The organism is Paenibacillus sp. FSL H7-0943 (assembly GCF_037963265.1).
GTDB lineage: Bacteria > Bacillota > Bacilli > Paenibacillales > Paenibacillaceae > Paenibacillus_AQ > Paenibacillus_AQ odorifer.
Genome location: NZ_CP150148.1, coordinates 399,221 through 421,231, shown reverse-complemented (window position 1 = coordinate 421,231; position 22,011 = coordinate 399,221). Strand labels below are relative to the sequence as shown.

The following is a 22,011-nucleotide window of genomic DNA, read 5'->3' as shown; positions in this document are numbered from 1 at the left end:
TACTAATACTAATAACTGCGGGCCTTTCCAAGCTGTTCAAGCTTCTGCTCGTGGGCAGCCCGAACGGCTTCACTGCCGGACACTTCTGGAACACCAACATTCCACCAGGCTCCGTAACCATGTGTCATTGTCTTGGGCAGCACCTTAATGTCAATTAGGGTGGAACGATCCTGCAGCTGAGCCTCCCTCAAAGCGTCACGCAGCTGCTCAACCGTTGACGCACGAAAGGTCTTCACTCCATATCCCGCGGCACTTGCTGCATAATCTATGCCTATCAGTTCGCCGCTCAGCTGACCTTCCGGGCCCCGGTAGCGGAATTCAGTCGCCATGCTATCCAGTCCTTGCTCCATCTGCAGGTTGTTGATGCAGCCGAACCCCATGTTATCCAGCAGAATGACGTTGATCTTCTTGTTCTCCTGAAGGCTCGTCACTAGTTCCGAATGCAGCATTTGATAGCTGCCATCGCCCACCAATGCATATACCTCCCGGTCCGGCTCCGCCAATTTCACACCGAGTGCACCGGAGATTTCATACCCCATACACGAAAAGCCATATTCCATATGGTAAGTATCCGGCACAGTGGAATTCCACATCCGCTGCATGTCGCCCGGTAAGCTGCCTGCGGCCCCTATCACAATGGCGTCTTTCGGAAGATATTCATTGAGGATCCCGAGTACCTGTGTTTGCGCCAGCGAAGTGTTCAACTTCGCCGCATATTCAGATAGCTTCTCGTCAAGATGTCCGGCAACTTCCGGCACGAAGGAAACTGAAGAACGATCTGGACGATCTGCCTCCTGATTCACCGTATACTCCACGTCAGATAGACGCTTTCTTTCCACTTCCCATGCCTTTTTTGCCACTACAATTTCATCTGTATAAGCGGTGCGGTAACCGCGCTCCTCCAACGTAGCAGACAGCGCTCTAAGACCTTCGGCAGCATCACAGACCACAGCCAGTGCATCCAGCTTGGAGGCATGGTAAAGGGAAGCGTTAATTGTCAGGAACTCCACCTCGGGATGGGCGAACAAACTCTTCGAACCTGTCGTGAAGTCCGTAAACCGGGTACCCACACCGATCACCAGATCCGCTTCTGCGGCCAACGTATTAGCACAGCCATTCCCGGTAACTCCTATGCCACCGAGATTGTAGGCACAGTCGCTTGCCACGGCACTTTTTCCGGCTTGTGTCTCACCGAATGGGATGGCGAACTTCTCCGCAAACGCACGTAATTCCGTCCCTGCATCCGCATATCGGACTCCACCCCCACAGACCAGCAGAGGTCGCTGTTTGCTGGCAATAAGATCAGCTGCTGCAGCAAGCTCATCCGGATGCGGAGTACGGGAAACGATCCGATGGATGCGCTTGCGGAAGAACTCAAGTGGGTAGTCCCAGGCCTCCCCTTGCACATCCTGCGGCAGCGCAATCGTAACTGCCCCGGTATCTGCCTGATCAGTCAGCACACGCATCGCGTTCAGCAATGCCGTCATCAGCTGCTCTGGCCGATAAATCCGGTCCCAATATTTGCTCACCGCTTTGAAGGCATCGTTGACCGTTATCGACAGATTGTAGGTATGCTCCATTTGCTGAAGTACCGGATCCGGTTGACGGGTGGCAAAGGTATCGCCGGGGAGCAGCAGCACGGGAATCTGATTCGCCGTAGCAGTGGCAGCGGCTGTCAGCATATTAGCTGAACCCGGTCCTACCGAAGCGGTGCAGGCCATGATTCGCCGTCTGCGGCTCTGCTTGGCAAAGGCAGTCGCCGCATGCACCATTCCTTGCTCATTCCTCCCCTGATAGACCGTCATCTCACCCGGCGCTTCCTGAAGTGCCTGCCCCAGTCCAAGTACATTGCCATGGCCGAAAACGGTGAATATACCGTGTACAAAACGCTCCGGTCCATTGCCAAAGTCCACATATTGCTGGTTCAGAAATTTCACCAGCGCCTGCGCCGTCGTTAATCTAATCGTATCCACGTGAAACCTCCCTTTCGCCGTTTTTGTTACTGCCAGCGGGCAGTGACGACTTTTTTGCGTGTATAAAATTCAACCCCGTCGCTTCCATTCGCATGCAGATCGCCATAGAAGGAATCCTTCCAGCCGGAGAAAGGGAAAAAGGCCATCGGGGCTGGCACTCCGACATTGACACCCAACATGCCTGACTCGATATTTTCCCGGAAATAGCGCACTTTCCCGCCGTCATTCGTAAAAATACAAGCCCCGTTGGCAAAACGAGAGGTATTGGCAATTTCAATCGCCTCTTCTACATCCTTGACACGGATCACTGCCAGGACAGGCGCGAAAATTTCCTCCTGCCAGATTTTCATTTCCCGGGTCACTCCATCAAACAACGTTGGGCCGATAAAATAACCCTGTCCCTGCACCGCAGCATCCGCCCGGCCGTCTCTTAGCAACTTAGCGCCCTCGGCCATGCCTTGTTCAATATAAGCGACCGTTTTGTCTTTATGACTTTGGCGGATAACCGGCCCAAGAAACGTGTCGTCGTCCAAACCATTGCCGATGGTCATCTGCTCACATTCACGCAGGAGGATGGAGATCAGCTCATCAGCAACCTCTTCCTGCACCGTTACCACGGAGCAAGCCATACAGCGCTCTCCCGCCGAGCCGAAGGCTGCGTTGACAATCTGTGTTGCTGAAGCCTCAAGATTTGCGTCTGCCAACACAATAGAATGATTTTTCGCCCCTGCCAACGCCTGAACCCGCTTCAAACACGCCGTTCCCTTCTTGTAGACATATTCGGCCACCGGCTGTGAGCCAACGAAGGAAATCGCCTTCACATCAGGATGCTCCAGCAGGCCGTTTACCACCTCATGCGCACCGTTAACCAGATTGAGCACACCTTTCGGAAGCCCGGCTTCCTCTAACAATTCGACCAAACGTGCTGCCAGCAGCGGTGTGCGTTCGGAGGGCTTCAGCACAAAGGTATTCCCACAGGCGATGGCCAACGGGAACATCCAGCAAGGCACCATCATTGGAAAATTAAACGGTGTGATCCCGCCGACTACACCGATGGGATAGCGATACATCCCAGACTCGATGCCTGTCGCGATGTCGGGCAACTGCCGGCCCATCATCAGCGTCGGCGCACCTGCCGCAAATTCCACACACTCAATGCCGCGCTGCACCTCTCCGTAGGCCTCTTTGAAGCTTTTTCCATTCTCCAGCGTGATCGTCTTCGCCAGTTCATCCCAATGGTCCACCAGCAGCTGCTGATATTTGAACAAGATCCGCGCTCTGCGCGGTACCGGTGTCTTGGACCAGCCTGCAAAAGCCGCCTTTGCCGCAGCCACCGCCCGATCAACATCGACTCTGCTGGACAGCGGAACCCTTGCCATCTCCTCTCCAGACGCTGGATTGTATACCGTTTCTGTCTTCTCCGCAGCCGCCTCTACCCACTGCCCGTCAATATAGTTGTTCAGCACTTGCACGGTTTGCTGTGCCATTCTACTCACTCCTTCATCTCTATTAATGCGATCCCGCGAATCTAATCTAATCTTGCATAGCTATTCGATCTGGGGTTGTTTGAGTTGTGTCCTCTCAAACCTCGCCTACTTACTCTGCACCTGAAGTGATTTCCTCGTTAGACAATAAAAACGCTTCCAATTCGTCCAAGGTTGGCATGGCATCCGAACAGCTGTGGCGGGAGATGACAATGGATGCCGACGCGCTGCCGCGGCGCATGGCCTCACCGACGCTTTCTCCCCGCATTAGACTGTGAATGAAGGCTGAGGCGTAAGAATCTCCGGCTCCAAATGTCTTCAATACTTTAGCGGGAAAAATACCACTCCGATGCTTCTGCCCATCCGCCGTGTAGGAGATTGAACCACTCCCGCCACGCTTGATAACGACCAGCTTTGCTTGGTGCGAGAACCAGCGGTTAACTGTTGCTTCGTCATCTGCATCTGTCACATTGTACAGGCTCTCCATCATATTAAATTCCTCACGGGTACCGATGATACAATCGCATTTCTCAGCTGCCAGATTATAATAGACCGCTGTTTCTGCGGCTGACTTCCAAGTATAGGGGCGATAATCCAGATCAAAAAATACAGTAACATTGTGCTTGCGGGCGAACTCCAAAGCGACAAACACAGCCTCACGGGACGGACTTTGTGCCAGTGCAGTACCTGAGATCAGCAGTGCCTTGGACTTCCGAATATACTCTTCCGAGATCTCCTCCGTACTCAGCAGCAAATCAGCCACATGATCCCGGTACATCAGAATGCTGCACTCCTGAGGACTCTTTATTTCAGTAAAAGCAAGCCCAGTCACTGCACCGGTCTGGTCAACGCGCACCTGGCTATCGTCAATGCCATTCCGTTGCAGATAAGTTCGGATAAAACGGCCCATCTGATCATCGGATATCTTACCGATAAAGCCAGTGCGCATCCCTAGCCGTGCTGCTCCAATTACGATATTGGCGGGAGAGCCGCCGACATATTTGGTAAAGGTCAGTGTCTCTTCCATTGGTCTTCCGGTTTCATTAGCGTTCAAGTCAATACAGAGCCGACCGACAGCGATTAAATCCAGCGGTCGTGCAGGATCGAACTGTAAACCGTTCATTATGACGCCTCCTTGAGAAAACTTCAGTAAAATGGATTAATGAGATACAACAATCATCGGGGGATGGGTTAAGCGCTTAACCTAATTTCCATTAGTATAGTTTAGAAATTGGAGTTTGGCAATCCTGAACTTAAACGAAGTTGGGAACTGAACCCATGTACCAGAAAAAAACAAAGAAAAGACCTGTACCTCGCCGCTAAGCGAGGTACAGGTCTTCAGATAGGAGTCGGCGTTCTTACTCCGTTTGTAGAGTTTGTGTCTTCCTAATGCGGTGCCGGTCCGGTGGAATGGCGGACTATCAGTTCCGGCATCAGCATGATCTTGCGCTTAGGACTATCGGGATTGTCGATAGATTCGTTCAGCAGAATCATCGCCTGTTCCGTCATCTCACGCAGAGGCTGAGCAATGCTGGTCAAGGTGGGATGGCAAATTTCAGCCAGCATTGTATTGTCAAAACCCACCACGGACAGATCACGGGGTATTGACAAGCCTGCGCTGCGCGCCTCCTTCAATATCCCAATCGCGAGCAGATCGTTGCAGGCGAATATGGCGGTCGGCCGGTCTTCCTGCGCCTGAGCCAGCATCGCGGCAGCCGCTTTGCGGCCGTTCTCCAGCGTGGCTGAAGTATGCGTGAGATTAGCCGGATTGTCAAAGCCAACACCCGCTGCCTTGAGCGCATCCATAAAGCCTTCCACGCGCAGCTTACTCCCCGGTAAATTGTCAGAGATAATGCCGAGCCTGCGATGGCCCAACGACAACAGATATTCTGTCGCCTGATAGCCTCCCTTATAGTCATCCACCGTGACGCTGTTGCTCTCCATCATCCGGATATCAGCCGAAAATAACACAAGCGGTACGTGATCAGCCAGCAGGCGGCGGACCATATCCGGATTCCCTGTATGAGAAGCAATGATTATACCGTCCACCCGTTTGCGCAGGAGCAGTGAGATATACCGGGCCGCCTTCTCATCATCCCGGTCTGTACTGCATACAATCAAGTCGCTTCCCTGCTCCTGGGCATAATCCTCAATACCTCGGGCCGCCTCAGCAAAAAAAGGGTTGGAAATATCGGGAATCATCAGCCCGATCGTTCCCGTTCGGCGACTCGTCAGCGCAGAGGCCACCAGACTCGGCTGGTAATTCAGCTCCTCCATGATCCGATGAACCTTCTCCCGTGTCTTATCGCTAATTCTCCCGTTCTTGTTCAACACCTTGGACACCGTAGCGATGGAGACTCCCGCTTCCCGTGCCACATCATATATCGTAGGTTTCATCGTTAGTGAGCCCGCCTTTACGTTCGTACAATCCTATACCTAGATTATAAGGAACTCTTCTGACAGTGTCTATTCAGCGGTGCAAGAGACTCTGTTACTGTGGCGATCATTTGGTCAATACATCGACACAAAGAAGGAGCCTCCGCCTTGCGGAAGCCCCCTTTTCGTGCGTGCTGCTACACTATTTCTTCTTATCCTTCTGGTGTTGCTGCATCTCGAACAGCCATTCATGTTCCGGATCATTATGAAAAACCCATGTGCGGACCGGACCTGCCATCACATTGAGATAATAAGAATCATAACCCGGCGGAGCCGATACAGGATGATAGCCCTCCGGAACCAATACAATACTGCGGTCAGACACGGCCATCGTCTCATCAAGGCTGCGATCGTCATTATACACCCGCTGCACTACAAAACCATGAGCCGGGTTAACCCGGTGGTAGTATGTCTCTTCCAGGTAAGACTCAGCAGGTAGATTGTCACAGTCATGCTTGTGCGGAGGATAGCTGGACCAATTGCCGCCACCCGTACGTACTTCCACGACCAGCAGGCTCTCGGCTTCACTCTGCTCAGGCAAAATGTTGACCACTCGCCGTGACATACTGCCAGAACCGCGGGCTTCGGCCACAGTATCGCACGGAGCGATCAAACGCGGCGCATATTTGCCCGTTCCTGGTGCAAGGCAAACCGCAAGTTCCAGCTCCGTCAAGGCCGTAACTTCATAATGCCCTCCCGCCGGAATATACACCGCATACGGCGGCAAATCCTCAAATACAGACATACGTTCACCGATCCCGGCGAACAACTGGGCGCCTGCTCTCACATCCGCCTTGCCCGCCAGCAGCACCAGACAGATTTCATTCCCTTCCGCGCTGCGGCTCAGCGTATCCCCAACCTGCAGCTGGTACACTTCAAAACCTACATACTCCCATCCAGCGCTCTCCTTGCTAACTGCCGCTACAAGTCCATCTTTGCCGGGTGCTCCGGCTTTTATGATTAGATTGGACATCTTCACAGACCTCCCCCATCTTCAGCATCTGCATCCGCTTACAAAGCTTGTGTCGCCGATATTCTCTCTCCGGCACAAGAAGACAACTTGACCGGAAGCCCGGTAAGATAGGATTCCTTAGCGGCTTCGGCAATCCGTTCCGCCTGTTGCCCGTCAGGCCCGCTGCAAATGATAGGCTCCTGCAGGCGGATTGCCCGGGCAAACGCGGCAACCTCTTCTACGAAAGCCTGGTTATATCGCTCGAGAAAGAAATGAAGCGGCTGATCGCGTGTGACCGAAGCAGCGGTTGAAACCTCTACAGTTGTTGGACGGCAGTTGTCGGCGGTGGCTGAGCCGCAGGAACCGAACACCTCCACGCGTTGATCATAACCATATACAGCCTTACGGCTGTTATCAATGACGCAGATTGCGCCACTGGCAAAGGTCAGCGTGATGACAGCTGTATCCACATCATCGCAGCGCCCAAACATCGGATCAACGAGATTGGCACCTCGGGTATAAACTTCTGTTACTTCCTCACCCATCAGATAACGGGCCATATCAAAATCGTGAATCGTCATATCCATAAACATCCCGCCGGAAGACCGCACATAAGCCTCACCCGGAGGCTGCGGATCACGTGATGTGATCTTCACAATATGTGGACTGCCTAGCTCTCCTGATTGAACCAGTTGCTTAAGTTTGCGGAAGCTAGGGTCCATTCGCCGGTTGAAGCCGACCTGTAGCAATACACCCTCATCCTCCACTATCTTCAGTGCCTGGTGGGTAAACTCTGACGACAGGCTGATCGGCTTTTCACAGAAAATATGTTTTCCAGCCCGGGCTGCTAGCTCAATCCAAGAGGCGTGGGTATCCGTAGGTGTGCAGATAAACACAGCCTCGATTTCAGGGTCATTCAGAATGTCTTGCCCATTCACAAATGCAGAGCCAAGATTCCGGCTCTCTGCCCAGACCAGCAATTCCTCACTTACCACAGCCTCCGCAATGGATTTCAACTTAAACGACGGCATCACACGCAGATTATCTGCATGAAGCCGGCCAATTCTGCCTGCCCCAATAATGCCAACTACGATCGGATTTACCATGTTTGCTTATCCTCCTTCGAGGTAAGCGCTTAACCATCCCGAAAATAGTATACTCCAAGCACAAGTGAAGTTACAAGCAAATATTTCTCCAGCTTTTTTAACTCTCTCCTTAGCTATCTACTCCTCCTCAACAGTAATGTAACGCTTCACCTAGTGCGACTAAAACCATGGCCTGTCCGTAGGCCATAGGGGCAATAATGATTTCCTTATAATCTTCTTTTGCAGCACCAATCGGAGTGCCGCCGGATACACCAAGCACCGTGCCTTCATCGTCAATTCTGTCCAGCACCGCCCGGATCGCTTTCAGGGCATGATTTGCATACGATTCCGGCAACAACCCCCTGCGTACGCTATGCAAAATACCCGCTGCGATAGCTGCTGAGCCTGACGTTTCAGTATAACTGCTAGAGTCGTCTAGCAGCGTATGCCATAATCCGTCTCCGCTCTGGCAGGCTAATAAAGCTGTTGCCTGTGCGTTCAGGATCTGTTGAAGATATTCAAACACTCCACTGTCCAGATACGGCCCCATCAACTCCAGGTATTCTGGCAGACCGAGTGTAAACCAGCTATTGCCCCGGCACCAGAAGGCTCCACTGAAATTATGCCGGCCGCCAAAATGCCAGCCATGAAAAAACAGCCCCGTCTTTTTATCATACAGGTATTTGATATGCAGCAACAGTTGGTAAAGCGACGCTTGCCGCCATGCGGAATTATCGTATTTCACACCCATTTTTGCCGTGAACAAAATAGCCATAAATAACGTATCAATCCAGATTTCATTATCATTGAGCGTAACTTCATCCTTGCTCGCTCCTGTTGTGACATGCTGATAACCAGACTCCTCCGTCCGCGGCAGGTCATGCATCAACCACTGCACCCATTCCAGGCTTAATTCCTCCGCTTCCTCCAGTTCCATTAATGACAGCAACGGCGCTGTTGTATTGATATTCCGGCTCGGCAGTCCCTTGCCCAGTTGCTTGCTCATCCAAGGCTTGGCATATTCTTGATAACGCTCATCCTTGAAATGCTGCTCAAGCTTTTGAAGTCCGTAAAGCCCCACTCCCTGCGGCCAATCCCATTCCTCCATGCCAAAATCACGGGCAAAATACCCCCTTCGTCCCGCATCCTCCCCTAAATTTTGCAGTTCGGCTTCGTTTTCCGGCCGCTCCAGCTTCAGCAGCTTATCCGTCACGCGGTTCAGCTTTTCAATGATCTCAACTTTACTAATCCGGCTGTTGTTCATCTGTTTCCCGCCCCTTCGCCTGCTATTTTGGGTCTTCCCTCATGTTGGATAGTTCCATTCACCCGTAATATATCAAACCATTCCATACAAAAACTACTTTATATTTGCTGTAATAACCCTCATATATTGCAAATCTTGCTTTTCTGAACCTATAATAAGTGCATATTACAGAATAAGGCGGTGAGAGCATTTGCTTGAAAGCGACTTACTGTACGAACAAGGGTATAGCGTACGTATCAACACGCCCGTTGACCCCCTTTTTTATTATTTTGATTATGACCAGCGTTCTCATGATATCAATATGGAGTTTCAGCATTTTCATGATTTTTACGAGATTCATATCTTAATGGATTCCCGAGCCACTCATATTATCGATGGGAATGTCTGCGCCCTCCAGCAGTATGACATCGTGCTCCTGCGTCCTTATCGGATGCATAAGACACAATATCCGGAAGGGCCGCCGTTTAAGCGGCTGATCATAAACTTCGCCATGCCCAAGGATATACCCGGTTTAGAGAACGCTTACAAAAGTATGTTTCTCTCATTTTGGGAAGAAATACCGATCTACCGTTTGCCAAAAGAGTTGCGCAAAGCCGTATTTGATCCTCTTAACGCTATCTTCACCTTATCACACAGCACTTCACCGTTAAATCCAGTACTGATTCACAGCCTTTTCCAACAGTTCCTCTGTGCTTTATACCAGCGTAGAGACCAGAACAGCTATGTCCCAGAGGAGATCGGAAATGCCATTATGCAAAAAATCTACTCGATCACCGCATACATCCATAGCCATTACAACAGCGAGTTGTCCCTTGATTTCCTCGCTAAAGAGTTCTTTATCAGCTCCTATTACTTATCACACCAATTTAAGTTAATTACCGGCTCCACGCTGACAGAATATATTCAGATGACCCGGGTCCGTAATGCCCAGCAATCGCTGATCTACACCCGCCTGAAGATTTCCGAGATCGCCGGGCAATGCGGATTCAACAGCTTCTCCCAGTTCAACCGCATATTCAATAAACTTAGCGGGATGTCCCCATCCGAGTTCCGCAAGAATCAGGTCATATCCAACACTGCTTCGACCACATTTTCCTATTGATGTACTTGCTTACCTAGTTACAAAAAATCCGCTGTGCGTCCGACAAATCTATCTACCCTCTAAGTAACTATATTGAGCAGTAACAGAGGCAATGTTTAGACGCAAAAGAGAGCCGAAGGGAAAGGGATAGCAAAAGCGATGGTGCAGGCACACACATGTTGGTATAGATGCAGGTACTGGTGTAGGTGCTCGTAGTGATGTAGGGGCTGGTGCTGGTGCTGGTGCTGGTGCTGGTGCTGGTGCTGGTGCTGGTGCTGGTGCTGGTGCTGGTGCTGGTGCTGGTGCTGGTGCTGGTGCTGGTGCTGGTGCTGGTGCTGGTGCTGGTGCTGGTGCTGGTGCTGGTGCTGGTGCTGGTGCTGGTGCTGGTGCTGGTGCTGGTGCTGGTGCTGGTGCTGGTGCTGGTGCTGGTGCTGGTGCTGGTGCTGGTGCTGGTGCTGGTGCTGGTGCTGGTGCTGGTGCTGGTGCTGGTGCTGGTGCTGGTGCTGGTGCTGGTGCTGGTGCTGGTGCTGGTGCTGGTGCTGGTGCTGGTGCAAGGGTAATCACATTTAACTGTATTTCATACAACTATTTTTTCACGCATCACGCCACCATTAGATATAGCTGTATTTGGTGCAACTATTTCCTTGGTTTTTTCGCCTATAAGCTACATCTCGAGTTTTTAGTTGTACAGAATACAACTAAAATCCGAAGATTCACTATTTCATACGGAATAGTTGCACAGAATGCAGTTACTTCTCAGATCCCAGCAAAACTCCTTCTCCCAATTGAAGATAATCCGCCCAAACAAGTCTCAGCTCAGCAAGCCACCACAAATCAAAAAAACCAGGCAGCGATTCTCCACTAACGGGAGAATCACTGCCTGGTTCTAGCTTCAATTACATCTTAAGCCGTACGTTCCGTTGCTTTGAGACGCAGCGCTTTTTTCTCTTTCGACTTCGCCACTGGCGGTTTCAGGGAAACCGCGATGATGCAGGCCAGCAAGCACAAGAGGCCAAAGATAACAAAGGTTGGTTTAAATCCGCCTAGGAAGACGGCGATAAACGAACCGGAAAGGGCACCAATACCAAAACCTTGGTAAACGATTCCGTAGTTCTTACTGTGATTTTTCAGTCCGAAGAAGTCGCTGACAATGGCGGGGAACACCGTGATATTCCCGCCAAAGCAGAACGCAATGGCTGCTACACAAGTGAAGAAAAGTCCGAAATTCAGGGTCGCGTAGCTGAGGGTCAGCATAGCCGCCGCAGTTACAGCAAGCGATGCGCCTACCAGCTTCAAGCGACTCATTTTGTCAGATAAAGCACCCAGAATTAAACGTCCCGCTGTATTAAAGATCGCAATCATAGCCACCGCACTAGCTGCTGTCTGTACATCAAGTCCAGCCAGCTTCACGCCGATATCTTTTACAATACCGATCAAATACAGACCACACATACAAGCGGTGAAAAAGATGATAAATAGCAGATAAGCTTCTTTTGTCCGCAGCATTTCTTTGACCGTATAGTCTTTCGGTGAACTCATTACTGTAGCTGTCGTTGAACCCGCTGGTGCTGGGGCCGCTTGAACCGGAGCTTCTCTTACGAGCAAGGAACCGATTACAATCATTCCCATAACAATCAAACCCCAATACATAAATGTATTAGACACACCCACTGAGTCAATCAACCCGCCGTTAATATATTTAAAGATCAAACTCCCCGTTCCATAAGCACCAACGGACACGCCGGAGATTAAACCTTTATTATTCGGAAACCATTTAATTAAATTAGATAATGAAGTGATATAAGCTGTCCCATCCGCAAAACCAACGATCACCCCAACCAATAAATAGAACATGAAGAGTGAATTGGCTTGGGAGCTAAGAATCAATCCTAGTCCGAGCACAATCCCAGCAGTAGCAGTCAAACGGCGAAGCCCGAAACGATCCTGCAGCTTCCCTGCGAACAAGGTCGCGAAAGCGAGTGCAAAGCTCGTTATAGAAAAAGTAATGGAAACAGAGTTAAGCTCCCAACCAAATTTTGTTACCAGATGCGCATTAAATAAACTCCATGTATAGATGGTACCTAGGCCCATTTGCATAATTACTGTACCTAATACGATTAGCCACCGTTTGGTGCTTTTGCTGTCCATTGTCGTAGTCATGGTCTTTTCCTTCTTTCTCTCTCGTTGTCTGCTACAAGAGCTTCTATCGCCTCTTTATTGTAGCTAAACCAGCCAATGTTGAGAGAAATCCGGCATGAGATGACGGAAATGAAGAATGAATTGCATTTATAAGCGCATAATCTGCCTGAATTCCTTTACCTTACTACGACTTACCGGCACTTCAAAATCTAAATCATGCAGGCGCAGCAAATACGTGTTGTTGAACCACGGGATGATTTCCTTGATCTTGGACAGGTTAACAATATAGGAACGATGGCAGCGAAAAAAACGATCCTGCGGCAGCCGCTGAAAGAAATCGCTAATACTAAGTGCCATGCTGTATTCCTCACCTTTAGTCATCACACTTGTACTTTTTTCCTGCGCGGAGGCGTAATAAATATCGTCGGCATTCACTACGATAATCTTTTCATTTTTCCACAGATTAACCTTGTCACTGACCGGATTACGCTCTTCTTCCCCCTGTCGTCCACGGCTGGCAAACGAATTCTCCAGCTTGTGCAGCATGGCTTTGATGCGTACCTCGCTATAAGGCTTAAGAATATAGTCAAAAGCTTCAATCTCAAACGCCTCAGCGGCATGCTCCTTATACGCAGTGATGAACACTATGTAGGGTTTTACCGAGAATCTACTGATATTTTGTGCCAACAGCACTCCGTCGATGGAGGGAATATTAATATCCAGAAAAATCACATCTATCGTATCACTCTGCAAAAATTTAAGCGCGTCCAGCCCATCTTCAAACTGTGCCGTTATATCAATCCCGCTGTGCGTCTCTATTAAATAAGCCAGCTCCTGTCTTGCCAGCTCTTCATCCTCTACAATGATCGCTCTCATTGTTCCTCCTTTTTAACATCAAAAAAGATGTTCGTCCCTTTATCCAATCTCTGAATGGTAAGTCCAGTCCCATAGATCAGCTTTACCCGTTGGTGTACATTAAACAGCCCGATTTTATTCTCCGGCATATCGCCAGTATAGACCTTCTCTATCGTTTCCTCGCTGATGCCAGCTCCGGTATCGCGAATGCCCACCCGTACGGTATCCCCGTGGTCTTTTACAGAAATCGTTACTGTTCCTGTCCCTCTTACCTTCAGTATGCCATGTATAATCGCATTTTCTACAAGCGGCTGAATGATCAGACTCGGAATTCGAACCTGAACCTCATCAATATCATAAAGCACGTTAAGCCGGCTTCCAAAACGCGCCTTTTCGATCTCTACGTATTGCTGGACCTGCTGTAGCTCTCGTTTGATATCAATGAATTCATCGGTAAGCTCCAGATTGTATCTCATATAACCGGACAGATTCACAATCAGCTCGCGTGCCTTATCCGGATTAATTCGAATCGAGGACGCAATCGCATTCAGTGCATTGAACAAAAAATGCGGGTTAATGCTGGTCTGCAGTGCCTTCAGCTCCGCTTTGTTCGCCATTTCCTTAATGCCTTCCACCCGCGACACTTCCATCAAGGTAGAGATCATTTGTGACAGACCCACGGCCATAGCTTGAAGCGAATAGGTAATCTTGTGGGCTTTGGTGTAATAGATTTTGAGCGCTCCCGTCACCTCACCCTTTTCCTTCAAAGGAATAATGATCAGCGACTTGATCTGCGGATTCACGTAATCACTATCATCGTTACGGATGGTAATTTCACCACTGGACAACGTTACTTTAGTTTCCTCACTGATAATATCGTTAGTTGTCTCATAATCCTCCTCACCCACGCCAACATAGGCACGAATAAACCGAGTATCCGTAATCGCTACAGCGTCTGCACCGATATCCTCTTTGATGATCTGGCAGATGGTGTGCAGCGACTCCTGATTAATATTGCGAAAATACGGCAAGGTCTTATTGGCAATATCAAGCGCCAGCTTGGACTGCTTAGCCGCGATCCGTTCCTTCTCACCTTCCACGCTCTGCACTAGCACAACAATCAGGCCGACACTAATCTGGCTCATAATCATCGGAAAAGCGATCTTGGACACGATATCCACACCCAGCGACATCGGCTGAGCCATCGCTAGAATGAGCAGCATCGTCAGTGCCTCACAGGCCATTCCCGCCAAAATCCCTGCTATCCAGCGACGTTCACCAGAGGTGCGGCGATAGATTATCCCAGACACTATGCCTGCGGTGATACTCGTAATCAGACAAGGAAGAGAGGTTACCCCTCCGATATCAATCAGAAAACGGTGAACCCCTGAGATGATGCCTGTTATAAGTCCAACCCATGGCCCGAACAAAATCCCGCCAGATACGATGGCGATAATTCGCACATTCACAAGCGAACCTTCCACATTAATCCCGCTATAAGTGCCGAAAATGGCAAATAAGCTGAAGATCATCGTCGCAATAGCAAGCTCTTGCGGAGCGTAACTCCCTTTTTGAAAAACCTCTTTAAACCGCGGCAGACGAGTCAATACAAACAGACACATCAGCAATAACGCAGCTCTTTCCAACAATTGCAGTAATATAGTAAACGTATATTGCACGGTCACCGCCTCCAAAGGTCTCGATGTCGATTCATTATAAAGATAGTTCATGCCTCTGTCCATTCAGCCTGTCCCTTTATACCTCTATTGAAACTCTTGTTGTATGATATTAACAGATTGGAAGCATGAATATTCGGAGGTGGCAGTTTGCACAAGATAGAACACGAGGCAGATATCATTCAGCTTGTACATAATGACCCCTGGATGATGGATATTTTAGAAAATGCCAGATCGCTACAGTTACCTGACTGGTGGGTTTGTGCTGGGTTTGTACGTTCAAAAATCTGGGATACCTTACATGGCTTTGAAGAGCGGACCCCTTTGCCAGATATTGATGTTATTTATTATGACAGCAGCAATCTTCATGAGGAAGTGGAAAAGCAATGGGAGGCAAAACTAAGAAATTTAAATCCCCATGTGCCATGGTCCGTTAAGAATGAAGCAAGAATGCATACCATTAACAACCTTGCGCCCTATACGTCATCTGTAGATGCCATCTCCAAGTTTCCGGAAACAGCTACAGCGCTTGGGCTTTCCTTAGATGAATACGGTAAGGTTATCCTAACCGCTCCGCATGGGATTGCAGATGTTATTAATGTAGTGTTACGGGCTACCCCTCATTTCAACAATAATCCGAACTTACTCCCTATTTATGAAAAACGAATTGCACAAAAAAACTGGCAGGCAACGTGGAAGCAATTGCAGGTCAGCGCTACCTAAAGCTAAGTTGTGTTAGCATCGGAATAAAAAAGACAGCAAGCCTCTGCTACAGAAGGGCTTGCTGCTGTTGCTTTATCACACCGCTAAATCAATACCAACCACGCCTACTACATCTCCCTGACGATTCCGGATTGCTCTAGATAATGTAATACAAGAACGTTTCGTAATCGCGGATACATAAGGTTTAGAGACATATTCACCTTCATTCATGGCCCCATTCCACCAATCACGCCGCTTAGCATTCAACAGGCCAGCCGCTGGCTCGGAGTAGATAAAGGTTCCATCCGTCCGATTGGACCAAATGGCTTGTACATCTGGAATTTTCTTAATGTAAGCGTTCAAAACACCTTGATGAACTTCAGTATCTGGAGCGTAAAGTTCTTCCTTGGCGGAAATTGTCTCCAAGAGACTCTGCATTTCCTGAAGCCGGGCTGCATATTGGCTCATCTCAATTTCCGCTCTGCCCGCAATGCTAGTAACCGATTGCTGCAAGGATTGCGACTCCGCTAACAGATTGGCGCTGACTTCGTTCAGCTGCCCAATCTGGTCCCGCTGCCGTGTCACCTGCTCAAGCGTAAGGTCTACATTGGCAATCGTCTCATTCACGATAGCCACCGCACCGCTCAGCTCCGTTGTCACTTCTACAATCAGCTTGCCCTGCTTCGCGGCAGCATCGATTGTTTCCGTCACGGCGCTGCCTACTTCATCTACTCTCGACGCGATATCATCGAGTCGAAGCTTAACCGTGCCGACCTCGTTCACCCCACGCTCCACTGAGACTTGCTCTTTCGTAACGGATTCCAGCACCTGCTGTACTCCATTATTAATGTCAAGCAAGATGCCTGAGGAGCGGTCTACCGAGCTCTTGCTTTGATCAGCCAGCTGCCGAATCCGGCTGGCCACTACTGCAAATCCGCGGCCCTGTTCACCGGCCCGGGCCGCTTCAATAGAAGCATTCAGCGCGAGCAACGAGGTCTCATTCACAATGGAGTTAATCAATGTATTGATCTCCTCTACCATCGCAATATGATTACTCAGGGTAGTAAACTTAGCTAACATGTCCCCACTCTGTGTTTGCAGATCCTTCATCACCACATCTGCAATGCTCAGGGAATCTACCATTGCTGTCATTCCTTGCCGAGCATATTGCATATTCGAGCCTAGTTTTTCCGTCAATTCTTCGATATGTGCTGTAACTGAGGCTACACCGCCCATCGTCTGATAGGCCCCTTCAATATTGGCTTTAGCTTCGTTGCTGCGAATCCTTAAATCCGTTTCATACGCGTGTGAATAATCTGCTGTCTGCTGCAGCTGCTCTGTATGGCGGCTGATTTCTTCAAGCGCACCATGCAGCCGATCCGAGGTAACTACAATCTCATTGCCAAGAAGCTCCACTTTGTTCTGTGACTCCTTCAGCAGCGCTTCTTTGCGATAACCGTAGCGGGATGTATTCAGCGAGAACCATCCTAGAGAACCCATAAGCAGAATAATCACCAGCTTATGCATCCAGAGCATATCAATCAATAAGCTGTACACACTGACAAGAAGCAACAGGACGACTACGAAAATCTGGTTTCGACGGATCTGCATCTTTACTTCCACTCCACTCGATTGATGTTATGTATTCTAACATTATATCAGCAGAGTTAATTAAAGGAAATACTTTCTATAGTATTCCTTTTCGATCAATCATTCCCCGGGCCAGGCAATCTCCCCTTATAAAGATGCTTGTTGATCTCCCGCTTCCAAGAAAGCCATCAAGAGGAAACCTGAGCTTATTGTCGAATATATAAGCATATTGCCACTGGAAAAGAGGATCACATTATGCGCGCCACACCTCAAACTCCTCGTCAGACCTATTGGAATCGTGTACTTCTCAATTCATTCTGGATCATCCTGATTGTGTATTTAAGTATTCAGTTCATTGTTTCTCTATCCTTATGGAGCCAGCGTCCGGAAACCCCAACCAGGAACGGTTATATTGAGCACTCGTTGATTTCTGATTCCATCATAGTGAGTTTGATCATTATTCTAGAAGTAATCTATAGATGGAGGCCTCTGTGGGCCCAACTCGCCATTACGGTTGCAAGCCATCTATTTGCGGTTTTGATTATCGTCAATCTCAGCGATGAGTTGCATGTTAAATCATTAATTATGCTGTTCCCGCTACTAGTCTCGATGATCTATCTGAAGAGCAGTTATATGATAGCCACTTCTGCTATTTCTCTACTGTACACGATCATTTTATTCACCAAGACATCCATTCACGAGTACTTCCCGATCACCCAAACAATCATTATCGCTCTTATTTTTGCAGGCACTGCTTTGGCAGGTTTTGCAGTAATCGTTCGTGGACGTGATTTGATGCAATCCCTGCAGAACTCCGTCAAGTCAGAACAGGAATTACGCATTCAGAATATAATCATGGATCGTCTATCTAAGATAGATCCCCTGACTGATCTGTATAATCACAAGACTTTTCACGAATATTTGGGTTGGCTAATCGAGCATCAGCAGAGTAATCCATTCTCCATGCAGCTTGCCGTTATGGATATCGATAATTTCAAAAAAGTAAATGATTGCTATGGCCACTCCGTTGGAGATATCGTATTACAAAAAGTCGCAGCGATCCTGCTCGAGTATATCGGTCCTGATGATTTCGCCGCGCGGTACGGGGGCGAGGAATTCATTGTCATTCTGACAACCAAAACCTTTGAGCAATCCTATGAAATCATGCAACAAATTCTAGCCAAAGTCGCCGATACCCCTTTTGCCGAAATGGAAGGGAAAAGCATAACCGTCAGTATCGGGATGCATGATTACACAGGTGCAGACTCCAAAAATTCTACTTTTCAGCAGGCTGATGATGCACTTTACGAAGCTAAAAACACCGGGAAGAACAAAATTGTCATCAGCTAATGGCAAGCTCCACAGATGCTGTTTATCTGTCGGAGCTTGTTTTTTTGCAAAGCCTTAATTTCAGAAGCATTTCATACCAAAAACCCCCACCTTGAGATGAGGGCTGTGTATCCACTGCTATATTCCGTAACGCTTCTGCGGTTCCAAAAGCTCCACCACTTCCTGCTTCGGAACAGGTCTGCTAACCAGATATCCCTGTACCTTATCGCAGCCCGATTTTCTGAGGAAATCCAGCTGGCTGATCTCTTCCACTCCCTCCGCAACGACCTCCAGCCCCATATTGTGGCCCAGCTGTATAATGGTCTGCACAAAAGACTGGCTGTAAGCTTTTTCCGAAAGCGAATCGATAAAGGTTTTATCCATTTTAAGCGTAGAAATCGGCAATTGCTGCAAATAACTAAGAGATGAGTATCCCGTTCCGAAATCATCCAGCGCAATACGAATGCCTTGGGATTTGAGGAATTGAAGCTTATTCACGATACTCTCAAACGATTCCATAAAAATAGACTCGGTGATTTCCAGTTCAAGACAACTAGGCTTTAGCCCACTTTCAGCCAGACTTTCCTGCACCATCTCGACGAAATCATCCTGCAATAGTTGAATAATGGAAATGTTAACTGATATCTTGTAAGGAATGCCCATACGATCTTGAATGCCCTTCATAAAGATGCACGATTCCCTAAGCACCCATTCTCCAATATAAATAATCAGCCTGGAATCCTCGGCGATTTTGATAAAGGAAAGTGGAGATACAAAGCCCAGCGTTGGACTATTCCAGCGAATTAAAGCCTCAAAACCAGAGATTAATCCAGACTGGATATCCACCTGCGGTTGATAATATAACTCAAACTCATTATTATTCATGGCACTGCGCAAATGTTTCTCTATATTCATCCGTTCATTAAACGCAGTATGCATGGATTTGTCATATACCACATAAGTCCCTTTGCCATCCTCTTTTGCCCGGTACATAGCGACATCCGCATTTTTCAAGATTTGCTCGGTGGTCTCCCCATCTTCCGGATAAAAGGAAATTCCGATGCTTACGGAAACGTACAAATAACTCTCTCCGATTAAAAAGGACTGCCTGAACGCTCTCATGATACGCTCCGCCAGGTCTAGCACATCCTCGTGGTTTTCTATATCCTTAATAAAAATCACGAATTCATCCCCGCCGAGCCGAGAGAGCATATCTCCTTCCCGCACCACCGACTGCAGCCTTTTGCTAGCCTTCTGAATAAGAACATCACCGGATTTATGCCCTAAGGTATCATTGATGTATTTAAAATTATCGGTATCTACGAACAACAGCGCCGCCTTGCCTCCTGAACATTGCAGATATTTCTCCATAGATTCCAGTAGACATACACGGTTGGGTAGATTACTAAGCTCATCCACATAAGCTAGACGATGCATGTGTTTTTGATTCTCCACCAGCATATCGTATTGCTCTACAAGCTCCTGCTGTGTGGCTGTAAGCTGTTCATAGGTTGCCTCAAGCTCCTGATAACTGTTGCTCAGCTTTAGCTCTACCTGCTTCCGCTTACTAATATCAATCAGCGAACCGATAAATAACACAACTTCATTCTTTGGATCAACGATAGCTTTACCACTTACCTCAAACCAGACGAACTGATTATCTTTTGTCCGCATGCGGTATTCCGTCTCGTAGATAGGTGTTAAACCTGCCAGATGATCATGTCTTGCCTTTTGGGATGATGGCTGGTCATCGGGATGAATAATACTAAGCACCCCATTTTCGAAAGAATTGATTTCATCCTCCGTATAGCCCATGAGCTTGTACCAGCGATCCGATAGATTATACAGTCCTGTCTCCCAATCAAGCTCCCACATGTATGCACCAGAACCCTCTGTCGCGAGACTGAACCGTCGTTCACCTACTTGCAGCTTAGCAAATTGCTCCTGTAGCTCGACCTCTGTCGCTGACAGCTCTTCGTAAGTAGCTTCCAGTTCCTCATAACTTTGCTGAAGCCTTAGCTCATTTTGTTTGCGCTCATCGATATCCACTCCTACAAGCACAAAAATATCAGCTGCCTGCTTATCCAATCCTTTCAACAAGGTGGTCCGAAATGAAAAATACCGCGCTGCTGGCGAATTGTAAGGAAGTTTATGCTCGATATTATCAACATAGTCAAGCTGTACGGCCCTTTCCAGCAGATTCCGAATAGCCGCCGTACTGCCTGTCAGCCCCTCTATATCCTCAATGTTTTTGCCCACTACTTCATTCTCGCATAGACCCGTCATTCGCTCAGCGTAATTGTTAAACCGAACTACCTTTTTATCCGCCTGCACAGCCCAAACTACCATACCGCTATGCTCTATTACATCCTCAAAAAATTGCTGTTCCGAATAAACCGCCCGCCGTAAGTGATTAATATACATTTTTAGCAAAACCGCACTAATGATCAGAAGGCCGAGCAGAATAATGGCTCCCACAATAAATCTATTGCGCATCATAACTTTATAATAATCCGAATGAACGAAGAAATAGTGCTGATACAGCTCTTCAAAAGCACCTGACCGATGCAGGCGATCCAATCTCTCGTTAACATAAGTCACTAGCTCCGGAGAGGATTTACTTATTGCAAAAGCGACATCCCTAGGGTAGAGATTGCTCATTTTTTTGATAATACTCCCCTTCAATTTCTGCTCTGCAATCAGATAATCAATCACTTCCTGATTCTCAAATAGAAGGTCGATTTCCCCATTTTCTAAAGCCTTCAAAGCTTCAGGAGTCGTTGCATATTCTATGTAATTTGTAATCCCCACCTTGCTGTTCAGCACGGTTGCAGAATACTGCCCATTCCCTAACCCAATCTTATAACTTCCCAACGTCTTTAAATCGATCTCATCCTCAAGCTCTCGCCTTGCATAGATGGAAATATAATTCTTAATAACTGGATCTGAAAATAACACCTCTTGGTTACGCGACTCCGTAATTGCCATAAGACCTGCTATCTCAATATCTCCTTGAATCAGCCGACTGTATACTTCATCCCATTGCCCAGTACTGTAGTGAATAAGGTAATCCTGCTTCTCAAAAATCATCGTGCTCAAATTAATATCAAACCCGGTCAAATACCCGTTTTCTACATATTTATAAGGTGGATATTCCAGTTCTACTTGGTACCTTATATCCTCTCTTTCGGCGTGAGCGGCTGTAGGAGGTACGAGCAAAAGCAGAAAAATAATCAGAAGCAACATTGTGCACCGCTTCATTGCCCAATTCCCCTTTTTGCTAAAATTTAGAATTTAAAGCATTATTCTAAAAAGTATTCGACAAAATATGGTAAGATTCCTGCTAATTCTTTCCTAAAACCACACATTATACGCAAATCCCCATCTTTCGATGGACTCTTTTATTTGTAAATGATAAAAGTTACGAAGTCTTGATTTTTATATT

The 22,011-nt window shown here is 48.1% G+C and carries 16 protein-coding genes; 4 read left to right on the top strand and 12 right to left on the bottom strand.

What is annotated here, in order from left to right; genetic code table 11:
- Nucleotides 1–8 precede the first annotated feature (8 nt).
- The 7 genes from iolD to NSQ55_RS01850 form a co-directional block, all read right to left on the bottom strand.
- Nucleotides 9–1,973: a 3D-(3,5/4)-trihydroxycyclohexane-1,2-dione acylhydrolase (decyclizing) gene (gene iolD / locus NSQ55_RS01880; protein ID WP_339170887.1), complete on the bottom strand. Its 1,965-nt coding sequence runs from the start codon at nucleotides 1,971–1,973 to the stop codon at nucleotides 9–11.
- A gap of 26 nt (nucleotides 1,974–1,999) precedes the next feature.
- Nucleotides 2,000–3,460 carry a CoA-acylating methylmalonate-semialdehyde dehydrogenase gene (locus tag NSQ55_RS01875; protein ID WP_248549134.1) on the bottom strand — a complete coding sequence of 487 codons (1,461 nt, stop codon included), beginning with the start codon at nucleotides 3,458–3,460 and terminating at the stop codon, nucleotides 2,000–2,002.
- A gap of 109 nt (nucleotides 3,461–3,569) precedes the next feature.
- On the bottom strand, nucleotides 3,570–4,580 hold the full coding sequence (gene iolC, locus NSQ55_RS01870; protein ID WP_248549135.1) for a 5-dehydro-2-deoxygluconokinase: 1,011 nt from the start codon (nucleotides 4,578–4,580) through the stop codon (nucleotides 3,570–3,572).
- Between the two features lie 263 nt (nucleotides 4,581–4,843).
- On the bottom strand, nucleotides 4,844–5,854 hold the full coding sequence (locus NSQ55_RS01865; protein WP_076185622.1) for a LacI family DNA-binding transcriptional regulator: 1,011 nt from the start codon (nucleotides 5,852–5,854) through the stop codon (nucleotides 4,844–4,846).
- A gap of 181 nt (nucleotides 5,855–6,035) precedes the next feature.
- Entirely contained in the window at nucleotides 6,036–6,866 is an 831-nt protein-coding gene (gene iolB / locus NSQ55_RS01860; RefSeq protein WP_076219003.1) for a 5-deoxy-glucuronate isomerase, read from the bottom strand.
- Nucleotides 6,867–6,904: 38 nt separating this feature from the next.
- Nucleotides 6,905–7,951: an inositol 2-dehydrogenase gene (gene iolG, locus NSQ55_RS01855; protein WP_076278932.1), complete on the bottom strand. Its 1,047-nt coding sequence runs from the start codon at nucleotides 7,949–7,951 to the stop codon at nucleotides 6,905–6,907.
- Nucleotides 7,952–8,078: 127 nt separating this feature from the next.
- Entirely contained in the window at nucleotides 8,079–9,194 is a 1,116-nt protein-coding gene (locus NSQ55_RS01850) for a glycoside hydrolase family 88 protein (protein ID WP_339170881.1), read from the bottom strand.
- 190 nt (nucleotides 9,195–9,384) lie between these two features.
- Between NSQ55_RS01850 and NSQ55_RS01845 the strand changes: the two genes are divergently transcribed.
- Both NSQ55_RS01845 and NSQ55_RS01840 read left to right on the top strand, forming a co-directional pair.
- A complete protein-coding gene (locus tag NSQ55_RS01845) occupies nucleotides 9,385–10,296 on the top strand; it encodes an AraC family transcriptional regulator (RefSeq protein ID WP_076307958.1) in 912 nt (303 codons plus the stop codon).
- A gap of 215 nt (nucleotides 10,297–10,511) precedes the next feature.
- Nucleotides 10,512–10,835, top strand: a complete 324-nt coding sequence (locus NSQ55_RS01840; protein WP_339170878.1) for a hypothetical protein — start codon at nucleotides 10,512–10,514, stop codon at nucleotides 10,833–10,835.
- 343 nt (nucleotides 10,836–11,178) lie between these two features.
- On the opposite strand, the gene NSQ55_RS01835 is transcribed toward NSQ55_RS01840, so the two are convergent.
- From NSQ55_RS01835 to NSQ55_RS01825, 3 genes are all read right to left on the bottom strand, one after another.
- On the bottom strand, nucleotides 11,179–12,435 hold the full coding sequence (locus NSQ55_RS01835; protein ID WP_339170876.1) for an OFA family MFS transporter: 1,257 nt from the start codon (nucleotides 12,433–12,435) through the stop codon (nucleotides 11,179–11,181).
- Between the two features lie 126 nt (nucleotides 12,436–12,561).
- Nucleotides 12,562–13,290: a LytTR family DNA-binding domain-containing protein gene (locus NSQ55_RS01830; RefSeq protein WP_339170874.1), complete on the bottom strand. Its 729-nt coding sequence runs from the start codon at nucleotides 13,288–13,290 to the stop codon at nucleotides 12,562–12,564.
- Nucleotides 13,287–14,891, bottom strand: coding sequence for a sensor histidine kinase (locus tag NSQ55_RS01825; RefSeq protein WP_339174374.1), 1,605 nt, complete (start codon nucleotides 14,889–14,891; stop codon nucleotides 13,287–13,289). Before NSQ55_RS01825 ends, NSQ55_RS01830 begins: the two co-directional genes overlap by 4 nt.
- 261 nt (nucleotides 14,892–15,152) lie before the next feature.
- On the opposite strand from NSQ55_RS01825, the gene NSQ55_RS01820 reads away from it, so the two are divergent.
- Entirely contained in the window at nucleotides 15,153–15,668 is a 516-nt protein-coding gene (locus NSQ55_RS01820) for a nucleotidyltransferase family protein (protein ID WP_339174372.1), read from the top strand.
- Between the two features lie 75 nt (nucleotides 15,669–15,743).
- Here NSQ55_RS01820 and NSQ55_RS01815 read toward each other — a convergent pair whose 3' ends face one another.
- Nucleotides 15,744–17,258, bottom strand: coding sequence for a methyl-accepting chemotaxis protein (locus NSQ55_RS01815; protein WP_076304763.1), 1,515 nt, complete (start codon nucleotides 17,256–17,258; stop codon nucleotides 15,744–15,746).
- Nucleotides 17,259–17,492: 234 nt separating this feature from the next.
- On the opposite strand from NSQ55_RS01815, the gene NSQ55_RS01810 reads away from it, so the two are divergent.
- Entirely contained in the window at nucleotides 17,493–18,587 is a 1,095-nt protein-coding gene (locus tag NSQ55_RS01810) for a GGDEF domain-containing protein (RefSeq protein ID WP_076185610.1), read from the top strand.
- A gap of 117 nt (nucleotides 18,588–18,704) precedes the next feature.
- Here NSQ55_RS01810 and NSQ55_RS01805 read toward each other — a convergent pair whose 3' ends face one another.
- The gene (locus NSQ55_RS01805) at nucleotides 18,705–21,827 is read right to left on the bottom strand and encodes an EAL domain-containing protein (protein ID WP_076185608.1); all 3,123 of its coding nucleotides are present in this window, start codon (nucleotides 21,825–21,827) and stop codon (nucleotides 18,705–18,707) included.
- Nucleotides 21,828–22,011: the final 184 nt, after the last annotated feature.

Excerpts from the sequence above, each read along its gene's own strand:
- NSQ55_RS01875 (WP_248549134.1), bottom strand. The coding sequence starts at position 3,460 with ATGGCACAGCAAACCGTGCAAGTGCTGAACAACTATATTGACGGGCAG.
- iolC (WP_248549135.1), bottom strand. The coding sequence starts at position 4,580 with ATGAACGGTTTACAGTTCGATCCTGCACGACCGCTGGATTTAATCGCT.
- NSQ55_RS01865 (WP_076185622.1), bottom strand. The coding sequence starts at position 5,854 with ATGAAACCTACGATATATGATGTGGCACGGGAAGCGGGAGTCTCCATC.
- iolB (WP_076219003.1), bottom strand. The coding sequence starts at position 6,866 with ATGTCCAATCTAATCATAAAAGCCGGAGCACCCGGCAAAGATGGACTT.
- iolG (WP_076278932.1), bottom strand. The coding sequence starts at position 7,951 with ATGGTAAATCCGATCGTAGTTGGCATTATTGGGGCAGGCAGAATTGGC.
- NSQ55_RS01850 (WP_339170881.1), bottom strand. The coding sequence starts at position 9,194 with ATGAACAACAGCCGGATTAGTAAAGTTGAGATCATTGAAAAGCTGAAC.
- NSQ55_RS01835 (WP_339170876.1), bottom strand. The coding sequence starts at position 12,435 with ATGACTACGACAATGGACAGCAAAAGCACCAAACGGTGGCTAATCGTA.
- NSQ55_RS01830 (WP_339170874.1), bottom strand. The coding sequence starts at position 13,290 with ATGAGAGCGATCATTGTAGAGGATGAAGAGCTGGCAAGACAGGAGCTG.
- NSQ55_RS01825 (WP_339174374.1), bottom strand. The coding sequence starts at position 14,891 with ATGTGTCTGTTTGTATTGACTCGTCTGCCGCGGTTTAAAGAGGTTTTT.
- NSQ55_RS01820 (WP_339174372.1), top strand. The coding sequence starts at position 15,153 with ATGATGGATATTTTAGAAAATGCCAGATCGCTACAGTTACCTGACTGG.
- NSQ55_RS01815 (WP_076304763.1), bottom strand. The coding sequence starts at position 17,258 with ATGCAGATCCGTCGAAACCAGATTTTCGTAGTCGTCCTGTTGCTTCTT.
- NSQ55_RS01810 (WP_076185610.1), top strand. The coding sequence starts at position 17,493 with ATGCGCGCCACACCTCAAACTCCTCGTCAGACCTATTGGAATCGTGTA.
- NSQ55_RS01805 (WP_076185608.1), bottom strand. The coding sequence starts at position 21,827 with ATGAAGCGGTGCACAATGTTGCTTCTGATTATTTTTCTGCTTTTGCTC.